18 protein-coding genes and 2 pseudogenes are annotated in these 20,210 nt (G+C 51.2%); 10 read left to right on the top strand and 10 right to left on the bottom strand.

Translation table 11 applies throughout. The features are described from left to right. Positions 1–177 precede the first annotated feature (177 nt). Both rhaS and rhaR read left to right on the top strand, forming a co-directional pair. Positions 178–1,014, top strand: a complete 837-nt coding sequence (gene rhaS / locus DY231_RS01105; RefSeq protein WP_115631743.1) for an HTH-type transcriptional activator RhaS — start codon at positions 178–180, stop codon at positions 1,012–1,014. 75 nt (positions 1,015–1,089) lie between these two features. Then, positions 1,090–1,938 (top strand): HTH-type transcriptional activator RhaR, encoded by an 849-nt coding sequence (gene rhaR / locus DY231_RS01100; RefSeq protein WP_115626978.1) that lies wholly within the window; start codon positions 1,090–1,092, stop codon positions 1,936–1,938. On the opposite strand, the pseudogene DY231_RS01095 reads toward rhaR, so the two are convergent. Together DY231_RS01095 and DY231_RS01090 are read right to left on the bottom strand one after the other, a co-directional pair. Continuing rightward, positions 1,939–2,439 (bottom strand): annotated as a pseudogene (locus DY231_RS01095) (L-rhamnose/proton symporter RhaT); the annotation flags it as partial. Next, positions 2,423–2,830 (bottom strand): annotated as a pseudogene (locus DY231_RS01090) (arabinose isomerase); the annotation flags it as partial. The pseudogenes DY231_RS01095 and DY231_RS01090, both read right to left, overlap by 17 nt. A 280-nt stretch (positions 2,831–3,110) precedes the next feature. Between DY231_RS01090 and sodA the strand changes: the two are divergent. Both sodA and yiiM read left to right on the top strand, forming a co-directional pair. Beyond that, on the top strand, positions 3,111–3,731 hold the full coding sequence (gene sodA / locus DY231_RS01085; RefSeq protein WP_115626977.1) for a superoxide dismutase [Mn]: 621 nt from the start codon (positions 3,111–3,113) through the stop codon (positions 3,729–3,731). 70 nt (positions 3,732–3,801) lie between these two features. After that, the gene (gene yiiM, locus DY231_RS01080) at positions 3,802–4,476 is read left to right on the top strand and encodes a 6-hydroxyaminopurine reductase (RefSeq protein ID WP_115626976.1); all 675 of its coding nucleotides are present in this window, start codon (positions 3,802–3,804) and stop codon (positions 4,474–4,476) included. 77 nt (positions 4,477–4,553) lie between these two features. Here yiiM and cspE read toward each other — a convergent pair whose 3' ends face one another. Next, positions 4,554–4,766, bottom strand: a complete 213-nt coding sequence (cspE, locus tag DY231_RS01075) for a transcription antiterminator/RNA stability regulator CspE (RefSeq protein WP_034499351.1) — start codon at positions 4,764–4,766, stop codon at positions 4,554–4,556. Between the two features lie 275 nt (positions 4,767–5,041). Continuing rightward, positions 5,042–5,752, bottom strand: coding sequence for a DUF3053 domain-containing protein (locus tag DY231_RS01070; RefSeq protein ID WP_115626975.1), 711 nt, complete (start codon positions 5,750–5,752; stop codon positions 5,042–5,044). A 414-nt stretch (positions 5,753–6,166) separates the two neighbouring features. Between DY231_RS01070 and DY231_RS01065 the strand changes: the two genes are divergently transcribed. The 3 genes from DY231_RS01065 to uspF all read left to right on the top strand — a co-directional run bounded on the left by DY231_RS01065 (position 6,167) and on the right by uspF (position 8,717). Continuing rightward, entirely contained in the window at positions 6,167–7,549 is a 1,383-nt protein-coding gene (locus DY231_RS01065; RefSeq protein WP_115626974.1) for an MFS transporter, read from the top strand. Positions 7,550–7,818: 269 nt separating this feature from the next. Next, positions 7,819–8,109, top strand: a complete 291-nt coding sequence (locus DY231_RS01060; RefSeq protein ID WP_115626973.1) for an HTH-type transcriptional regulator — start codon at positions 7,819–7,821, stop codon at positions 8,107–8,109. Positions 8,110–8,282: 173 nt separating this feature from the next. Beyond that, the gene (gene uspF, locus DY231_RS01055; RefSeq protein WP_115626972.1) at positions 8,283–8,717 is read left to right on the top strand and encodes a universal stress protein UspF; all 435 of its coding nucleotides are present in this window, start codon (positions 8,283–8,285) and stop codon (positions 8,715–8,717) included. Between the two features lie 61 nt (positions 8,718–8,778). Here the strand turns inward: uspF and DY231_RS01050 are convergent, their stop codons facing one another. The 3 genes from DY231_RS01050 to DY231_RS01040 are packed head-to-tail and all read right to left on the bottom strand — an operon-like array spanning position 8,779 to position 13,394. After that, complete coding sequence (locus DY231_RS01050) at positions 8,779–9,048, bottom strand: YdgH/BhsA/McbA family protein (RefSeq protein ID WP_115626971.1); 270 nt, start codon at positions 9,046–9,048, stop codon at positions 8,779–8,781. Further along, entirely contained in the window at positions 9,045–12,209 is a 3,165-nt protein-coding gene (locus DY231_RS01045; protein WP_147295617.1) for an efflux RND transporter permease subunit, read from the bottom strand. The genes DY231_RS01050 and DY231_RS01045 overlap by 4 nt, the downstream gene beginning before the upstream one ends. Before the next feature lie 3 nt (positions 12,210–12,212). Further along, positions 12,213–13,394: an efflux RND transporter periplasmic adaptor subunit gene (locus tag DY231_RS01040; RefSeq protein ID WP_115626970.1), complete on the bottom strand. Its 1,182-nt coding sequence runs from the start codon at positions 13,392–13,394 to the stop codon at positions 12,213–12,215. Positions 13,395–13,569: 175 nt separating this feature from the next. Here DY231_RS01040 and DY231_RS01035 point away from each other — a divergent pair, with 175 nt between their 5' ends. Next, positions 13,570–14,229: a response regulator gene (locus DY231_RS01035; RefSeq protein ID WP_115626969.1), complete on the top strand. Its 660-nt coding sequence runs from the start codon at positions 13,570–13,572 to the stop codon at positions 14,227–14,229. Continuing rightward, the gene (locus tag DY231_RS01030) at positions 14,226–15,611 is read left to right on the top strand and encodes a sensor histidine kinase (protein ID WP_115626968.1); all 1,386 of its coding nucleotides are present in this window, start codon (positions 14,226–14,228) and stop codon (positions 15,609–15,611) included. Before DY231_RS01035 ends, DY231_RS01030 begins: the two co-directional genes overlap by 4 nt. A gap of 44 nt (positions 15,612–15,655) precedes the next feature. Here DY231_RS01030 and glyS read toward each other — a convergent pair whose 3' ends face one another. From glyS to DY231_RS01015, 3 genes are all read right to left on the bottom strand, one after another. Further along, complete coding sequence (gene glyS, locus DY231_RS01025; RefSeq protein ID WP_115626967.1) at positions 15,656–17,725, bottom strand: glycine--tRNA ligase subunit beta; 2,070 nt, start codon at positions 17,723–17,725, stop codon at positions 15,656–15,658. 9 nt (positions 17,726–17,734) lie between these two features. Further along, entirely contained in the window at positions 17,735–18,646 is a 912-nt protein-coding gene (gene glyQ / locus DY231_RS01020; RefSeq protein ID WP_034499364.1) for a glycine--tRNA ligase subunit alpha, read from the bottom strand. 108 nt (positions 18,647–18,754) lie between these two features. Beyond that, positions 18,755–19,072: a YsaB family lipoprotein gene (locus DY231_RS01015; RefSeq protein ID WP_370511259.1), complete on the bottom strand. Its 318-nt coding sequence runs from the start codon at positions 19,070–19,072 to the stop codon at positions 18,755–18,757. Positions 19,073–19,210: 138 nt separating this feature from the next. Between DY231_RS01015 and DY231_RS01010 the strand changes: the two genes are divergently transcribed. Continuing rightward, positions 19,211–20,209, top strand: a complete 999-nt coding sequence (locus tag DY231_RS01010) for an acyltransferase (RefSeq protein ID WP_034499366.1) — start codon at positions 19,211–19,213, stop codon at positions 20,207–20,209. Position 20,210 lies beyond the last annotated feature (1 nt).

The following is a 20,210-nucleotide window of genomic DNA, read 5'->3' as shown; positions in this document are numbered from 1 at the left end:
ACAGATTCATGTTTATCACCCATAAAGCCGCCCTGTGACGCTCTCCGCATTTCCTGATAATTCCCGCCCGTTCTTAAAAAACGAGCAAGTTTTAACTGATTTCGTGTCGAAACTTTAAGGTGCAGATGAGAATCGTTACCTACTATCAGGCAATGTTAAAAAAGCTTGGGGGTAATGATGACGGTATTACATGGTTTTGACTTTTTCCCATCTGGACATTCATCCGTGGCAATTGAGCCGCGCTTACCCCAGGCTGCATTCCCTGAACATCATCATGATTTTTATGAAATTGTTATTGTGGAACATGGCACTGGAACGCACGTTTTTAACGGCCAGCCATACACATTGAGCGGCGGTTCAGTCTGCTTTGTCCGTGACCACGACCGTCATTTGTACGAGCACACCGAAAATCTGTGCCTGACCAATATTCTGTATCGCGCCCCGGATGCGTTTTGCTTTTTATCCGGTCTCGATAAGTTGCTGCCGCAGGAACAAGACGGCAATTATCCGTCGCACTGGCGCGTGAACCAGCCGGTGCTGCAACAGGTACGTGGTCTGATTGATCAGTTTGAGCACATTGGCGAAGCGGCAGACACGCACGCCGTCGCCAACCGTGAAATTCTGTTTATGCAGCTTCTGGTCTTGCTGCGTAAAGGCAGCATGATGGAAGGCGCAAGCAATTCGGAAGGCCGCTTAAATCAACTGATGGCGTGGCTGGAAGACCATTTTGCCGAGGATATTTGTTGGGAACAGTTAGCCTCGCAATTCACTCTTTCCTTGCGCACGTTGCATCGGCAGCTTAAACAGCAAACCGGCATGACGCCGCAGCGTTATCTCAACCGTTTGCGCCTGATGAAAGCGCGTCATTTGCTGCGCCATGGCGAGGAGAGCGTGACGGAAATCGCCTTCCAGTGCGGTTTTGGCGACAGTAACCATTTTTCGACGCTTTTTAAGCGTGAGTTTTCCTGGTCCCCGCGTGAGATTCGCCAGGGGCGCGACACGCAACTTCAGTAATCGCGAAGGCAGTCACCGTTTTTTTAGCCAAAAAAGCCAATACTTTCTGATTCTTTCGGTTTTTGAGGCATCACGGTGGCGGGTCATTTAGTTCTCAAGAAAGCAGATTTTTTCGCCTCTGCCACGCAGCCCGTGGCGGTGGCTGACCGCTATCCGCAAAACGTCTTTGCCGAACATACCCATGATTTCTGCGAGCTGGTTCTGGTGTGGCGCGGCAACGGCCTGCATATTCTCAATGACCGCCCTTATCGCATAACCTGCGGCGACCTGTTTTACATTCGTGCCGAAGATCGCCACAGCTACGAATCAGTGAACGGCCTGGTGCTGCATAATATTATTTACTGCCCGGAACGGTTGAAACTGAACGTCGACTGGAAGGATTTGCTGCAAAACACCACGGTGGCAGGGAAGGATCCGCGCTGGCGACTGAGCAGCCACGGTATGGCGCAGGCAAGGCAGTTAATCGCGCAACTGGAACACGAAAGCGTGAAGCCCGATGCGCTGTCGTTATGTTTGACGGAAAGCCTGTTTCTGCAACTGTGTATTTTGCTGCGTCGCCACCGTTACCAATCTCAGGACTCCGCCGGGCCTGACAGCAACGAAACTCTCGATTTACTGATGGCTGCCCTGGGAAAAAGTCTCGATGTGCCTTTTGAACTGTCGCAGTTTTGCCAGCAGCATCAGGTGGCAGAGCGCCAATTGCGCCAGTTCTTCCGCCAACAAACCGGCATGACGATTAGCCAGTATTTACGCCAGTTAAAGATTTGCCAGGCCCAGGATTTGCTGCGTCATAGTGAACTGTTGATTGGAGATGTCGCCACGCGTTGCGGCTTTGAGGACAGTAATTACTTTTCGGTAGTGTTTACGAAAGAAACGGGGATGACGCCACGGATGTGGCGTCAACGGTACACGGTAGAAGCGTAATTACGCAGCCATGCCTAATCCGACGATATTCGCAGCGATGATAATCACCACGCAACCGATGCTCAATACACCAACCGGCCTTCTGCCTGCTGATTTCCACTCTTTCATGATCAAGCCAACCAACCCGCCACACAGCACGTAGAAGCTCATGTGCAACATCCAGCTCATGTAGTCGTATTGTGCCGGGATTTTGGCGTGGCCCCAGGCGTAGAAGAAGAATTGCAGATACCACATTAAACCGGCCAGCGCGGCGAATAACACATTGCTGATGATCAGCGGTTTTGCCAGCGAGAAGTCGGCTTTTATCGACAAACTCTTCATGTTTGCCAGTCGAATGAAGCAATAACCGAGGTTAATCACCGCACCACCGCCCATGATAATCACGTAACTTGGCAGCGCGACATACAACGGGTCCACACCTAACGCAGCGGCAGCTTCATGCATCGGTTTTGCGGCGTCCATCGCAAATGACATACCCGCCGAGAAGATGCCGCACGCTACACGCCTGACAATGGGCCAGCCATTCGCCGGTGCGTTCGCCACGATCGGCCATGTCGCGGATTTTCCCGTACGGCAAACCCAGCTCGGGTTGCAGGGCGAGGATAATCACCGGCTTGTTGATCTTTTGTACCAGCTGCAGAACCGTGGAACTCAGCGCGTAGGTGCTGATATAAAGCACGATGGCATCGACCGGTTGGCTTTGCAGGTGCGTGGCAAAAATATCGGCTTTGGCCACGCTATCAATCAGGCCGCCGTTGATCACCGTGGCATTAAGCTTCGTGAGGCGCTGGTCAATTTGCTGCAAGTAACCCGTCAGACGTTGTTCCAGACCAGAAAACTGCGGCCAGTAAGTATCAAGGCCAATACCAAAAAGGGCGACGTTAAGCGACATGATGATGCTCCAGGATTCAAAGAAACGCCGACTATCACCCTAATTTTGCTGCACTGCCTTTGCCGTAATGCCAGTTTCTGAACAGCGTGGCAAAAAACGATTTATCCGCCTGACAATGCTCACATTTTCGCCATCATGATGAAAAGTGATAACCTTATAAAAAGTACGGCATTGATAATCATTTTCAATATCATTTAATTAACTATAATGAACCAACTGATTACGCGGCGTTAACAGATATGCGCCAGTTGATACTTTACCCCTTCAAGGAGTTAAGAATATGAGCTATACCCTGCCATCCCTGCCTTACGCATACGACGCACTGGAACCGCATTTCGACAAGCAAACGATGGAAATCCATCACAGCAAACACCACCAGGCGTACGTAAACAACGCGAATGCAGCGCTGGAATCTCTGCCAGAGTTCGCAAGCCTGCCAGTTGAAGAGCTGATCGCTAAACTGGATCAACTGCCAGCTGACAAAAAAACCGTTCTGCGTAACAACGCGGGCGGCCACGCTAACCACAGCTTCTTCTGGAAAGGCCTGAAAACTGGCACCACTCTGCAAGGTGATCTGAAGGCTGCCATCGAGCGTGATTTCGGTAGCGTTGACAACTTCAAAGCAGAATTTGAGAAAGCAGCAGCAACTCGCTTCGGCTCCGGCTGGGCGTGGCTGGTTCTGAAAGGTGACAAACTGGCTGTCGTTTCTACTGCAAACCAGGACAGCCCGTTGATGGGCGAAGCAGTTTCTGGCGTTTCCGGCTTCCCAATCGTGGGTCTGGACGTGTGGGAACACGCTTACTACCTGAAATTCCAAAACCGTCGCCCTGACTACATCAAAGCATTCTGGGATGTTGTGAACTGGGACGAAGCAGCAACACGTTTTGCCGCTAAAAAATAAGTTGCATTGCAGCTGACGAGAGGCGAGCCTGATGGCTCGCTTTTTTTATGTCTGTTGCAGGGAGGTTCAGATGCACTATCCGCTAAACGTTTATCTTGGCAAAGTCCGCGAATACGAAGGCAGCAAACCCAGCGCTATCGCCAAATATCAGGTAGATGGTGAACTTAAACTCACTGAGCTTGGGCTGGAAGGCGATCAGCAGGCTGAAAAAGTTGTGCACGGTGGGCCAGATCGCGCGTTGTGCCACTATCCACGTGAGCATTACACGTACTGGGCGCGTGAATTCCCTGAGCAGGCAGAGCTATTTACGGCTCCGGCCTATGGTGAAAATTTATCGACCGAAGGCCTGACCGAAAAAGATGTTTATATCGGCGATATTTTCCGTTGGGGCGACGCCCTGATTCAGGTCACGCAACCGCGTTCGCCGTGCTACAAGCTGAATTACCATTTTGGCATTAACGATATGTCGTCCTTGATGCAGGAAACGGGTTATTGCGGCTGGCTGTATCGGGTAGTTTTGGCGGGAAATGTATCGACGGAATCACCGCTGGAGCTGGTTTCTCGTCTGAGTGATGTGACGGTGGCAGAAGCGATTGCTACAGCGTGGCATATGCCGTTTGATGATGAGCAGTATCACCGATTGCTGTCGGCGGCGGGGCTGTCCGTCAGCTGGACGCGCACTATGCAGAAAAGGCGCATTTCCGGGAAGATCGAGGATAATTCGCGGCGTTTATTTGGTAAGTAAGCTGGGTAAATAAATCCCAGATACGAAAAAACCCGCCGAGGCGGGTTTTTAAATTCTTAGCTTTGCTAACGCTAACCTTACAGGCTAGTTACGTTACCAGCAGCTGGGCCTTTAGCACCACTTTCGATGGTGAAAGACACTTTCTGGCCTTCGTCCAGAGACTTGTAGCCATCGTTCTGGATAGCAGAGAAGTGTACGAACACGTCTTTTGAGCCATCGTCAGGAGTGATGAAGCCGAAGCCTTTGTCAGAGTTGAACCATTTTACGAGACCAGTCATTTTGTTAGACATAGATATTACCTTTTAAATTAAATTTGCCTTCCGGCGCAATTGGAATGTTTTACAGATTTTTAAAGCGATAAAGGAAGGTAGATCACGTCGAAGGGTATCTATGATAACTCTTTGAGGACTGCGCTACTAAACTGCTTAAAGGTTCTGTGCTTCAAACCGATGGATGTATTAACTCATATAAGCAGGGTGAATAACAAGGTTTATTTTAGCCGTCCACAGGGCTGGAGCTCAAGCCACCTCTGGGATCCCCCGCAATTAAGCGGGGGAAATCGCCATTACTGCATGGAGTTTTTTGCCGTTGAATAAGCCTGCATAAACGCCTGATGCTGTGACGCCAGCGGAGCAATCAGCGAGTTGTACTGGCTGGCTTGCTGTGACGTTGGGAACTGAATACCACCCGCGGTGAAACCAACCTGAGTTCCCTGCTGCTGGATGAAATCACCCACTTGCACCAGTTGCGCAGTGAAGGTTTGTGCCGCTGGGATCAGCGGAGCCATGGCATCTGCCGGAGCAATAACCACTTTCTCATAAACCTTGTCGTACACCACTTTCAGATCGTCTGGTTGCTTCAACGTGGAACGTGCGCTGTCAGCCTGCATTTTTGCATTCTGGACTTGCTGGCCTAACACATTCAGAGAACCGTTCGCCTGACGCAGTGGACCGCTCTGGGTCATGTAATCCTGCGGTACACGAATGCTGTTTACGCTGTCGGCTACCGGGCGCATGCCATCGTCCATCGCCTGGTTCACCTGCTGGGAGAAACCATACAGAATCGCGTAATCAGAAACCAACGGGCCAAACTGCTTTTTCTGGTCGGTTGTCAGCGTCGGCAAACGTTCACCGCTGCGCATCGCCGTATTTTGCAGGAAATCGATAAATGCCTTGCGCTGATCGCCTTCTTTATCAAAGCAACCGCTCAAGCTCACTACCATTAAAATTGCCGCAAGCGGCGCAAACCAGCGTGACCAGGACTTACCTGTCGCCATCTTTTCTACTCCTTTCACCATTCAACAATATACCCAGGCAGCCTCAGGATGCAGCCAACAACCCTGCATATTGAAGGGCAACGGGTATACCCAATAATGCTGCTAAGGATAGTCCAACCTGACTTTGCAAGATACCCTTTCGCATTAATCTCTTAAGGCAAATTGATGTTGCATGATTGTTATCTTTCTCACAAATTCGGCGTCGCTTTGTCGCTGAGAAAACACTACCAACCTATTAATATTAAAAGGTTAATTTCAATCATCCCGTCAACACCCACGTAATCAGTACGATAATCGCACACTAACACCCGAGGGATGATTGCCCAATAGCCTGCTGAGTGGTTTGATTTAACGAACGATTAACGAATTATTGTTCGATAATCGAACATCTCTGTATCCTACAGGACATGCCTTATGACAAAGACAACAACGACTGATATTCAGGCATTTATAAACAATAATCGCTTTTCAAGATACCAATGGATGATCCTCGTTCTCTGTTTTATTACCGTAGCACTGGACGGCTTCGATACCGCAATCATCGGTTTTATAGCCTCTGATCTGGTGCAGGAATGGGGTGTGCAGAAATCCGATCTTGGCCCGGTAATGAGTGCGGCTCTGGTTGGGCTGGCGGTGGGCGCATTAACCGCCGGGCCAATGGCTGACCGTATCGGGCGCAAAAAAGTGTTAGTGCTCTCGATTCTGGTTTTCGGCGGATTTAGCTTGCTGACCGCCTTTGCCACCAGCCTGACGTCCCTCGCCCTGCTGCGTTTTTTAACCGGTCTGGGTCTTGGTGCCGCCATGCCCAATGCCGCAACATTAATGTCCGAATACGCACCCGAGCGTAAACGTGCGCTGTTGGTGAACCTGATGTTCGTTGGCTTCCCGATTGGGTCATCGATGGGCGGTTTTGTCTCCGCGTGGATGATTCCCCATTACGGTTGGCAAAGCGTTTTAGTGCTCGGCGGTGTGATGCCACTGATTCTGTCCGTGGTGCTGATGATTTGGCTTCCTGAATCAGCCCGCTATCTGGTGGTAAAAAACAAACCACAAAAAGATATCGCCACGATTATGCGGCGTATCGCGCCGTTACCGTCGGGTGAAAACCTGCGCTTCGTGCTGAACGAAGTGGGCGGTCATATCAAAGATAAAACGGCGCTTGGCGTTATTTTCTCACCGCGTTATCTGGTGGGAACATTAATGCTGTGCATCACCTACTTCATGGGCTTGCTGATTTTCTATCTCCTGACCAGTTGGCTGCCTCTGTTGATTCGTGAAACCGGAGCAACACTGAGCCAGGCGTCGATTATCACCGCGCTGTTCCCACTGGGCGGTGGCATTGGTGTACTCATTATTGGTGCGCTGATGGACAAGCTAAACCCGAACAAAGTGGTCGCGGTGGGTTATTTGCTGACAGGCGCGTTCGTCTGCCTGGTCGGTTTCTCGACCTCAAGCCTGGTGTTAATGGGCGTGATGGTGTTTATCGCAGGCACCATTATGAATGGCGCACAATCGTCGATGCCTGCGCTGGCAGCGGGCTTTTATCCAACGCAAGGGCGTGCAACGGGCGTGGCGTGGATGTTAGGGCTTGGGCGTTTCGGCGGTATTCTGGGTGCATTTAGTGGTGCATTCCTGATGCAGGCCGAGCTGTCGTTCAAAACTATTTTCATGTTACTGGCGATTCCGGCAGTGCTTTCTGCCACTGCGCTGATGGTGAAATCCTGGGCAGGCCTGCGAGCGCATGGGGTAAATCGCGTAGAAAATCACGAGCTGGATAAAGCTACGCAAAAAGCATGATGGAATATTTTTTTACTTAAACAAGTACGCGGCGGGCTAGCCCCGCCGTTTTGCATAATTTGCATATCCATTTACAAATTTATACTCACGCCGCAACTACACCGACTTTTCAATTCGTTATGCCGCTTAGTTTTTTTGCTGAAACGCATAAGCCGCTTTCAGTAAAAAAATAGTTAGCCTGAAAATCATCGGCCCGCTTTTTTTCCAACTACTCTTAATGAGCTTCTTACGTGTTCACTGTCCATTGTGTGATTTATGAGGAGTACTCGATGGAATATAAAGATCCAATGATTGAGCTGCTGAGCAACCTTGAGCAGATTGTGTTTAAAGACAGGCCACAAACGATGGCTCTTAGTGATAAGCCCAATGCATTTTCTGAATTTGAACAACTAAGAAAAAGTACCGGACTTAAGATTGATGATTTTGCCCGCGCAATGGGTGTTAGCGTGACGATGGTACAGGAGTGGGAATCAAAACGACTCAGACCCTCCAATACCGAACTGAAGTTGATGCGCTTGATACAAGCGAATCCAACCATCAGTAAGCAGTTGATGGAATAATTTTATCATTTGTACCCTGATTGCCTTAACCAAAACCCCGCCTGACGCGGGGTTTGTTGTTTTTGCATCATCGCAGCGGCAATTTCCCAAATTTAGACTCAGGTCACTACAGAAATCGCAAATATTAACCATAAATTAAAGAGGGTTATCACAAGCAATCAACAGGAGGTTGTATGTCTAAGAAAATCCTCGTCCCTATCGATATCTCCGAAATGGAACTGACCAAACAGGTCATTCCACATGTAGAAAACTATGCAAAGCTCGACGATGCCACAATCCACTTCCTGGCCGTTATCCCCGACTATACCTATTTTGCCTCTTACGGCCTGGGTTATGCTTCGATTGCGCCGGATGCCAGAGAAAGGGAGGCGGCTGCCATGGAAACACTGAGCGATATCATCGCTAAGTTTAAGATTCCGGACGACCGTATCGAAAAGCATGTTCTGAGCGGTACACCAAAAGATCATATCCTCGGGCTTGCCGAAGATATTGATGCCGATGTGATTATTCTCGCCTCTCACCGACCGAGCATGTCGACTTATTTACTTGGTTCAAACGCCGCAGCCGTGGTTCGCCACGCGAGATGTTCTGTGCTGGTCGTTCGCTGAAATATTAAATAGTCATAACCCCCCGCTTGATATGCGGGGGCATTAATTCAATCTGGCATCATTAACGATAAATCTCAGCGGAACCACGCCAGTGGCTTGAATCCGCAGGTGTTCCTGCGCTTACAATCCGGAAATAACTCGCGCCTGCTTTTGTCGCTTTCGAATCCAGTGCTCTGACGACATCATCCAGAGAACCGCTCTGGTTTGAGACGGATACCACGCCGACACTTTGTCGTTGGGCTGCCTGCTCTTGATCAATCTGTTGAGCCGCCTGAACGGATAAAGAAAGCGTAGAGAAAAAGACTAAGGCCAGTAATGTTGTTGATTTCATGATGCTCTCCTGAGCGTTGATGAAGGGAAGAATTTCGCCACCAGTTGGCGGACCAGAATGAAAAATAGAGGAATGTAAAAAACGATAAGTACCGTTGCGGCCAGCATTCCGCCAAGTGTGGCAGTGCCGATAGCAATACGACTTTCAGCCCCTGCACCCGTTGAGATAGCTAGCGGCAACACGCCTAAAATAAAAGCGATGCTGGTCATCATGATGGGACGAATACGCAACCGGGTAGCTTCCAGGGCAGCCTCTGTCACTGACATACCGCGACGTTCCGCCTGCTCGGCAAACTCCACCACCAGAATGGCGTTTTTCGCCGCCAACCCCATCGTGGTCAGTAGGCCAATTTGCAAATAGACATCGTTGATTAGTCCGCGCAGGGTAACGGCAGTGACAGCCCCAAACAGGCCCAGTGGAATCACCATTAATACTGACAGCGGTATCGACCAGCTTTCATAGAGCGCAGCCAGGCACAGAAACACCACCAGAATCGACAACCCGTACAACAATGTTGCCTGGCCTGACGATAAACGTTCCTGATAAGAAAGCCCGGACCATGCGACGTTGACACCCGGTATCTCGCGAGCCAGAGCCTCCATCCTGTTCATCGCCTCACCTGAACTGAAACCCGCCCCGGCACTGCCCTGAATCTGATAAGACGGCACGCCATTAAAGCGCGACAGGCTGCTGGGGGATTGCGCCCATGATGTCGTTGTGAATGCACCGAGCGAAGTCATCTGCCCCTGCTCGCCTCGTACGTACCATTGGGATAAGTCAGCCGGATCGGCGCGCCACTGAGCGTCACCCTGCACGTAGACTCGTTTAACTCGCCCACGGTCAACGAAATCATTGACATACACACCGCCCCACGCGGTTGCCAGCGTGTCGTTAACGCTCTGCTGAGACAGACCAAGCACCGACAATTTCAGCGGGTCACTGTTCACTTGCAATGTAGCGACATCCGGCAGATCAACCGCTCTGACGCCACTTAACATCGGGTCTCGCTGTGCGGCAGTCAGAAGCGAATCGCGCGCAGCACGGAATTCCTCTGCGGACAGACTGCCGCTGTTTAATAGCTCAAGTGAAAATCCGCCTGTATCTCCCAGGCCACGAATCGGGGCCGGAAGCAGAGCAAAGATACGGGCCTTACTGTCATTGCCAAATTCCTGTGAAAGACGCGCAACAATGCTGTTCGCGCTGTCCTTACTGTCTAACCGTTGGCTCCAGTCCGCCAGGCTGATAAACGCTGAACCGGTGTTTTGGCCGCTTGTGGCACTCCCGCCACCACTGACCGTGAATACAACTTCTGAGTTTCCACCTTCTGCGGTGAGGAGGTAGTCTTCCAGTTGTTTTTGCACCTCGACGGTACGCCCCAGAGTAGCGCCTCCCGGCAAGCGGTATTGCACCATCACACGGCCCTGATCTTCTGCCGGTAAAAAACCCGATGGCAGGCGTAGAAATAACCATACAAATCCCACCGATATCAGCACATAGACTCCTAGCGCCAGCCAGCGTCGGGCGATGACTTTACGCACTGTGCTCAAAAGCAAGTTGAAAAGAGAGACTGAACAACGCGCCAGAAAATGCTGTACAGGTGCAAGGTATTGCCCAAAGTAGGCTGATATTTTGGAGGTACTTTCAGGTTTTAGCTGATGCGGTTGCAGTAACGTTGCAGTTAGCGCCGGGCTAAGAATTAAGGCCACGAAAACGGATAACACCATTGCCGTCACCACTGTCAGCGAGAACTGCCGATAGATAATCCCGGTGGACCCGCCAAAAAAGGCCATTGGCAAAAACACCGCCGATAGCACCAGCGCGATAGCCACTAACGCAACGCTGATTTCTGACATTGAACGGAAGGTGGCTTCACGTGGCGTCATACCTGGGTTTTCACTCATGATGCGTTCAACGTTTTCCACCACCACTATGGCGTCGTCAACCAGCAAACCAATCGATAAAACCAGGGCGAATAGCGTCATCGTATTGATGGAAAATCCACTGAACCACAACACAGCAAAAGTCCCCAGCAGCACAACGGGAACCGCAATCGCCGGGATCAGCGCTGATCGCCACTTTTTCAGGAACAGGAAGATAACCAGCACGACCAGCACGATGGCTTCGAGCAGCGTTTTGACGACTTCATTAATCGACAGCTCGATAAAACGGGTGCTGTCATTGGCGAAAACCACTTTCAGTCCCGGTGGAAAATCGCGGGCCACTCGGTTCACTTCCGCCTTCACCAGTTCAGCGGTTCGTAGCGCGTCCGCAGAAGGAGACAGCATGATGGAGATCCCGGCGCCAGGGTGACGATTGATGCGCGCCAGTGCGTCATAGTTTTCGGCTCCCAGCTCAACTCTGGCAACGTTACTCAATCGGACTGCAGAACCACTGGTTTCCGTTTTCAGCACAATATTGCGAAATTGTTCGGCAGTTTGCAGTCTGGATTGCGCGCTGACCAGCGCACTGAGCATCTGGCTCTCCGGTTGCGGCTGTCCACCAATCTGCCCCGCGGCAACTTCCGCATTCTGGCTTCGAATCGCCTCAATCACATCAGCGGGAACCAACTGGTAGCTACGCAGTTTCACTGGATCAAGCCAGATACGCATCGCGTACTGCGTCCCATAGACATCGGTATCGCCAACACCAGCCACACGGCCCAGTACATCCTGTAGCGAAGACGCCACATAATCCGCTACATCAATATTCGTCATGGTATCGGTTGAGTCATACACGCCAACGAGCATCAGACTGTCCGGGTTCGCTTTCCGGACTTCCACCCCCTGCTGCTGCACTTCCTGCGGGAGGCGGGACAACACCTGTTGTACCTGGTTTTGTACCTGGACTTGGGCAATATCGCTATCAACATCATTGTCGAAAGTGACATTGATGGTCGCCCGGCCACGGGAACTGGATGATGAACTGAAATAGATAAGCCCATCGATACCGACCAGAGATTGCTCAATTACCTGTGTGACGCTGTTCTGAATGGTTTGTGCCGATGCGCCTGGATAGGATGTGGAGACACTTATCTGAGGTGGAGCGACGTTGGGATATTGCTCTACCGGCAGTTGGTTGATAGCGATGATTCCTGCCAGCATCACCACAATGGCAATCACCCAGGCGAATATCGGTCGGTTAATAAAGATCTTTGACATCATTGCTCAGCCTCCATGCTGTGCGGGAGTGGTGTGCAAGGCAATTTGCTGCGCAATGGCCTCAGACTGCGCGTTGACGGTATCCCCGGCACGCACGCGAACCAGACCTTGCGTCAAGACTTTGTCACCCTGCTGCAGACCATCAGTGACTACCCAGTTTTGCTGTAACGTTCCCTGAGTCGTGATGTGTTGCAAAGAGACTTTATTTTGTTCGTCAATCACAAACACCATAGGTTCTCCTTTGGTGTCGCGTTGGAGTGCACTTTGCGGTACCAGGAAAGCCTGCGGTTGGGTAGCACGCGACAACGATGCCTGAACGAACATGCCTGGCAGCAGGGTATGTTGCGGGTTCGGGAAACGGGCGCGTAAAGTGACCGAACCGGTTTCGGGATCAACCACCGCTTCAGAAAACTCCAGCGTTCCCTGATGCCCATATGGAATATCGCCTTCCAGCATCAGGTTTACCGGAACGCGGTCGGCTACCGCCCCCTCTACCGGAGTTTGCTGCTGCAAAGCCAGTAGCTCGGAGGTGGTTTGCTGGATGTCGATATAAATTGGATCAAGCTGCTGAAGGGTAGCCAACGCATTGCCCTGATTGGCCGTAACCAGTGCGCCTGCGGTATAAAATGAGCGGCCAATTCTGCCGCTAATCGGGGCGGTAATTGTCGCAAACTCAAGATTGATTTTTGCAGTATCGAGCAACGCTGCCGCCTGGGAAATTGCGGCCTGCGCCTGCTGCGCATTAGCCACAGCGGTGGTGTAATCCTGCTGACTGATACTTTGCGTTTTTACCAATGGTGCGTAGCGGCTGACCAACGCATTAGCAATAGAAGCACTGGCGCGAGTCATTTGCAGATTGGATTCCGCCTGTTTGACCGCTGCAGAATACAGGCGGGAGTCCAGTCGGTACAGCGGCTGGCCTTTAACTATCATTTCTCCTTCGTTAAATAACCGCTCCATAATAATGCCGTTGACCTGTGGACGGACCTCAGAGGTTTGGTAAGCCACCACGCGACCGGAAAACTTTTCAATCTTTGGGATATCAACCGTCTCCATTTGTCTGTATGTCACTTGTGCCAGCGGTAATGCACCGGCAGACCGCGATGAATTCACCTGCTCATCACAGCCGCTAATCAAGATTGAGCAGACCAATAGCGTCGGCCAGATAAGGTTTGGATAAAGCTTCATGTTCTGAGCGTTCCACGGTTTTCTTAATGGCACTCACTGTACAGCGGCAGATTTATCCCTGAATTAGCGAATAATTAGCTGAGAATGAGCAAACGGAGAAAACGGGCTGGGGATAATTATCTGCTAAGAAATAACAGGTAATATGCTTCGTAAAGCTCGGAACTAAGGAGAGGTCGTGAGGGTATTACTGGTAGAGGATGATGTCATGATCGGGGCCAATTTGATGCGGGCGCTGGAAGGCGTTGGCTGGTCCGTCGACTGGGTAAAAGACGGTGAACTGGCGTCTAGCGCCTGGGCCGACGGCGATTATAGCTGCGTGTTGCTGGATCTCGGCCTACCCCGAGATGACGGAATCAGCGTGCTACGTAAAGCTCGCACCCGAGGAGATGCCACGCCGGTCTTAATTCTGACTGCGCGAGACAGCGTTGAAGAACGAATTAAGGGATTGGATGCTGGCGCTGACGACTACTTGTTGAAACCGTTCGATTTCCAGGAAGTGCTGGCGAGAATGCGAGCGATTATGCGCCGCAGTCATGGTGCTGCTGACTCAGTCATCGGCACCAAAGATATTCAGTTAGATATGGGTACTCGTGAAGCTATTTTTCAGGGGCAACGCGAACAGCTTACCGCACGTGAATATGCCTTGTTGTATGCCTTGCTGGAGCGCCCCGGCGCGATTTTGTCACGCGAACAGTTGGAAAATAGAATTTATGGATGGGGAGAAGAAGTCACCAGCAACGCGGTGGATGTCTTAATTCACGGGATGCGCCGCAAACTGGGGAATAACGTGATCAGCAATGTGCGTGGGCTGGGCTGGCGGGTGCGCATAACATGAAAAGGCTTATCCATTTTTTGACTCGTTCACTGCGCAATAAACTTCTTTTCAGTCTGGCACTGATCCATTTGATCACTATAGGTGGCGTAGCCTGGTATTTTTACGTCAGCTACGGCGCACTGATGGAAACCGTCAAAGACGATCAGTTGGAACAATGGGCTGATGCTTACGCCACCAATCCCCAAATGCCTCAACTGAGTATCAGTAGTACGCTCCATAGCATGCACAATAGCGATCAGAAGGGGGTCTATATTGTGCAAATTTGGGACAAAAAAGGCGAGCTACAAGCCAGCTCAAGACCATCACTGCAAATTCCTCTGCAAAAAGAATCCGGTTTTCATACCTTACGTTTTGGCTCAAGTAGCGATCAGCAATGGCGGGTTTATACCCGAAAGGCAGAGCCTGGAAGCCAGATAGGGGCAGTCCAACTGATTCACAATATCGGCTATATGCAAGACATCGTTATTCGCCGCGCACTTTCTGCGATTATTCCGCTGATCATGCTGTTCCCGCTCTCTTTTGGTGTGCTGTGGCTGGTGGTTTGGCGGGTATCCCGCAATCTGAAAAACGCCTCAATCATCATTGCTTCACAGGACACGCATAATCTGTCGGCGCTCCCACTACAGCATGTGCCTGATGAAATATCGCCGCTGGTTGAGGCCTATAACGGTATTCTGCAACGGTTAAGTCATTCCCTGGACACGCAGCGTCATTTCTTACAGGATTCGGCGCATGAGCTACGTACACCTATTACCGCCATTAGCCTACAGCTAGAAAATCTCCGACAATACATCGCGCCAGGCGACGCTACTGAACGCTTTAATCAGTTGGAAGCTGGGGTTGTCAGAACCCGACATCTGGTGGCACAACTATTGAGTCTTACCCGGCAGGAAGGGCGGAAAGTGGGGTTCAAAACGGTTGAGCGTGTTGATATTAAAGAAATACTTAAGGAAAGCATTGAGCAACTGATGGTCCTGGCTGACCGCCGTGGAATTGATATTGGCTTTACCGGCGAGAAAAGCGCAGTGATTGAAGGGAATCACCAGGAGCTACGCAGCCTTTTCGACAATCTGATCGGCAATGCGATGCAACACACTCCACCAGGAACTATCGTGGACGTGATACTCAAAACCGAAAACGACTGTACCATCGTGGATATTATCGATAACGGCTCTGGTATACCGGAAGAACATCTTCATCGCGCATTTGAACGCTTTGCTCGTTTTAACACCACGGAAACCCACGGCAGCGGGTTAGGTCTGGCAATTGTACACAGCATTGCCTTGCGCTACGGATTTAAAGTGGAGTTAATGAATATTTATAGCGATAAAAAAATTGTTGGTCTGTGCGCCAGGGTGACACATTCAGCCGGTTGTCGCTAAAAAAAACGGCTTCCAGAAGGAAGCCGTTTCAGTTGCAGCAATGATTATTGCAGCAGAGAAATATCTGCAACCTGCAAGAACAGCTCGCGCAGTTTAGCGAGCAGCGTCAGACGGTTGATACGCAGCTCTTTATCTTCTGCGTTCACCATCACTTTGTCGAAGAACTTATCGACTGGCTCACGCAACGCGGCCAGTTCGACTAACGCTTCCTGATAGCGGCCTTCAGCGAAGAACGGCTCCAGTTTATCGCGCAGGATAACCAGCTGACGGGCGAGATCCATTTCTTCCGCTTCTTTCAGAACAGAAGCGCGCACATGGTCTTGCAGCGTTTCGTCTGACTTCGCCAGAATGTTGGATACACGCTTGTTCGCAGCGGCCAAAGCTGACGCCGCTTCCAGGGTACGGAAGTGCGAAACCGCTTTCATGCGCGCATCGAAATCAGCAGGTTTGGTTGGACGACGCGCCAGCACGGCCTGAATGGTATCTACGCTGTGGCCTTCTTCCTGATACCAGGCGCGGAAGCGGCCCAGCATGAAGTCGATGACTTCGTCGACAACCTTCTGGTTAGTCAGCTTCTCGCCGTACAGGCGCACGGCCTCTTCGGTGAGAGTTTGCAGATCCAGCGGCAGGTTTTTCTCAACGATGATACGCAGAACGCCAAGAGCGGCGCGACGCAGAGCAAACGGGTCTTTGTCGCCTTTTGGATGCTGACCGATACCGAAGATGCCCGCGAGGGTATCCATTTTATCGGCAATCGCAACAGAGCAAGCCACCAGGTTAGACGGCAGTTCGTCGCCCGCAAAACGCGGCTGATATTGCTCGTTGAGCGCAACAGCAACGTCTTCGGCTTCGCCGTCGTGACGCGCATAGTGCATGCCCATCACGCCCTGGGTGTCAGTAAACTCGAACACCATGTTGGTCATCAGGTCGCATTTGGACAGTAAACCGGCGCGAGTGGCGTGGTTTACATCAGCGCCAATTTGACCCGCGATCCAGCCAGAAAGCGCTTCGATGCGGTTGGTTTTGTCGCGCAGCGTACCGAGCTGTTGTTGGAACAGAACGGTTTCCAGACGCGGCAAGTTGTCTTCGAGGCGCTTTTTACGGTCGCTATTGAAGAAGAACTCAGCATCTGCCAGACGCGGACGCACAACTTTCTCGTTACCAGAGATAATCTGAATCGGGTCTTTCGACTCGATGTTGGCAACAAAGATAAAGTTCGGCAGCAATGTGCCGTCGTTGGCGTACACCGGGAAGTACTTCTGGTCCCCTTTCATGGTGTGAACCAGCGCTTCCGCAGGCACTTTAAGGAATTTCTCTTCGAATTTCGCGGTCAGAACAACCGGCCATTCCACCAGAGAAGTCACTTCTTCGAGCAGGCTTTCGCTCAGGTCAGCGTTACCGCCAATCTTGCGAGCCGCTTCTTCAGCGCCTTCTTTGATCACCGCTTTACGCTGTTCGTAGTCGGCAATAACTTTGCCGCGCGTGAACAGAATTTCAGGGTACTGATCGGCGTTATCGATAGTGAATTCCGGCTCGCCCATAAAGCGGTGGCCACGAATCACACGGTCAGACGCGATACCCAGAATAGTGGCTGGAATCACTTCATCGCCCAACAGCAGAGTCACGGTGTGAACCGGACGCACGAATTGGGTGTTGTTATCGCCCCAGCGCATCAGTTTTGGAATCGGCAGTTTGGTCAGCGCGGTGGCAATCATCGCAGGCAGCAGGGCTTGCGCACTTTCGCCTTTAACATGGGCGCGGTACATCAACCACTCGCCTTTGTCCGTTGCCAGGCGCTCTGCCTGTTCAACCGTAATGCCACAACCACGCGCCCAGCCTTCAGCGGCTTTGCTTGGCTTGCCTTCTGCGTCAAATGCCGCAGAAATTGCCGGGCCGCGTTTTTCAACTTCACGGTCTGGTTGAGACTCAGCCAGGTTGGAAATTTTCAGCGCCAGACGGCGTGGAGCCGCAAACCATTTTACTTCGCCGTGAGCGAGATTCGCCGCATCCAGTTCCGCTGTAACGTTCGCAGCGAAGGATTCAGCCAGGCTGCGCAGGGCTTTTGGTGGCAGCTCTTCAGTGCCAATCTCCACCAGAAAAGTTTTTTCAGACATGGCAGCCTCTTATTTGTTCTTATTGCACATCGGGAAGCCAAGCGCTTCACGAGAAGCGTAATAGGCTTCGGCCACGGCTTTGGTCAGAGTACGAATACGCAGAATGTAGCGCTGGCGCTCAGTCACCGAGATGGCCTTGCGGGCATCAAGCAGGTTAAAGCTGTGCGCGGCTTTCAGAATGCGTTCGTAAGCAGGCAGTGGCAGCGGGTTTTCCAGCGCCAGCAGGTGCTGCGCTTCTTTCTCATACTGCTCAAAGCAGGAGAACAGGAATTCCACATCGGCGTGTTCGAAGTTATAAGTTGATTGCTCAACTTCGTTCTGATGGAACACGTCGCCATAGGTGGTTTTACCCAGCGGGCCATCGCTCCAGACCAGATCGTAAACGCTGTCTACGCCCTGGATGTACATCGCCAGACGCTCTAAACCGTAAGTGATTTCACCGGTAACAGGCTTACATTCCAGGCCGCCAACTTGCTGGAAGTAAGTGAACTGCGTCACTTCCATGCCGTTAAGCCACACTTCCCAGCCCAGACCCCAGGCACCCAGCGTTGGGTTTTCCCAGTTGTCTTCTACGAAGCGAATGTCATGAATCGTTGGGTCCATACCCAGCTCTTTAAGCGACCCAAGGTACAGCTCCTGAATGTTGTCAGGAGAAGGCTTGATCACCACCTGGAACTGATAGTAGTGCTGTAAGCGGTTCGGGTTTTCACCGTAACGGCCATCGGTAGGACGGCGAGATGGCTGCACATAAGCAGTCGCCATCGGCTCTGGCCCTAAAGCCCGCAGGCAGGTCATTGGGTGAGAGGTGCCGGCGCCGACTTCCATGTCCAAAGGTTGAACAATGGTGCAGCCCTGGCGAGCCCAGTAGTCCTGTAAAGTCAGGATCAGGCCTTGAAAGGTCTTGGTATCAAACTTTTGCATGTTGATTTCGCACGCGTTCGAGAGGGTTAAAAAGAGAAGCGGTCAGTATACCTTTTGATGGCAAGATATACAGCCCGAATGCACGTGCGTTTGCCTTGCGTTGCGGCTTTATGTCGTCGAAAGGTGCAAGAATTGACCACTTTCGTCGAAGGAGCAGGTGAATCCTTCCCGGCGCGTGGTGCTGCCAAGAATCTCATAGCTCCCCTGATACTGTTTAAAATCCACCACGCTGATGCGATCGGCGCGCGTGTTGTAACGATGCGCCGCTTCTCCTTTGCAGGTTTCAATCATCGCTTCGCCCTGGATCACCGGATGTTGAGCGACTTGCGCGTATTGTGGGTGTTGTTCCGAATGACTACAGGCACTGAGTAACACGGCGGCAAAAATCAGCAGCCAACGGCAATTTTTTATTTTTGGCATCATCATTAGTTATGTGTACGTTAAAATCGTTATTGTTATTCAATAATTAACAGGTATTCCGCATTCTGCAAATCCACTTTATATCTGGCAAGAGCACGAAGACAAAACTCAGATAAATCACCGTCAACAACACCAGAGGAACCCATGCAGCAGCAAAAAATTAACTGGATTGACAACCTGCGTGGGATTGCATGCCTGATGGTCGTCATGATTCATACCACAACCTGGTACATCACCAACGCCAATATCGTCAGTCCGTTTAGTTGGGATTTATCGAACGTACTGAACTCGGCATCCCGCGTCAGCGTCCCGCTCTTCTTCATGATTTCAGGTTATCTGTTTTTTGGAGAGCGCAGTGCGCAGCAGCGCCACTTTTTGCGCATCGTCACATGCTTGTTGTTTTACAGCGTGATTGCGCTTATCTACATCAAACTCTTCACGCCAATTAATGCCGGACTTTCCCTGCGCTATATCCTGCAAAAACCGGTGTTTTATCACCTGTGGTTCTTCTTTGCGATCATGGTCATCTACCTTCTTTCGCCTTTGATTCAGGTGAAGAAAGTCAACGCGACGGTGATTCTTGGGCTGATGGTGTTACTCGGCGTTGTCGCCAACCCCAACACCGTGCCGCAAACGCTGGACGGCTTTAAATGGCTGCCGATTAATTTATACATTCGCGGCGACACGTTTTATTACGTGCTGTATGGCCTGCTGGGGCGTGCAATAGGCATGTTTGAGACGGACAAACGCTGGATTAGCGGGCTGGCCGCCGGAATTTTTGTGCTGTGTATTTTTTCGATTTCGACGGGCACGCGCCATCAGTTAGAAGTGAACGGTAATTTTGCCGATACCTTTTATGTTTATTGCGGGCCGCTGGTGTTTATCGCCGCGATCGGTTTGCTGGTGCTGGTAAAAAATTGCCTGAACAGCCGCCCGTTGCCGGGGCTGACATTAATCTCGCAACACTCGCTGGGAATCTACGGCTTCCATGCGCTGATAATTCACTTCCTGCGCACCCACGGCTACCAAATCACAAGCTCTCCGGTGCTCGATATTCTGTGGATTTTCGGCGTCACGCTGGCCGGAAGTTTGTTACTTTCCATGGTATTGCAACGCATCGACACCCGAAAAATGGTGAGCTAAA

This window comes from Buttiauxella agrestis (assembly GCF_900446255.1).
GTDB lineage: Bacteria > Pseudomonadota > Gammaproteobacteria > Enterobacterales > Enterobacteriaceae > Buttiauxella > Buttiauxella agrestis.
Note: the sequence above shows the minus strand (reverse complement) of the source record. Positions and strands in the feature narration are given on the sequence as shown.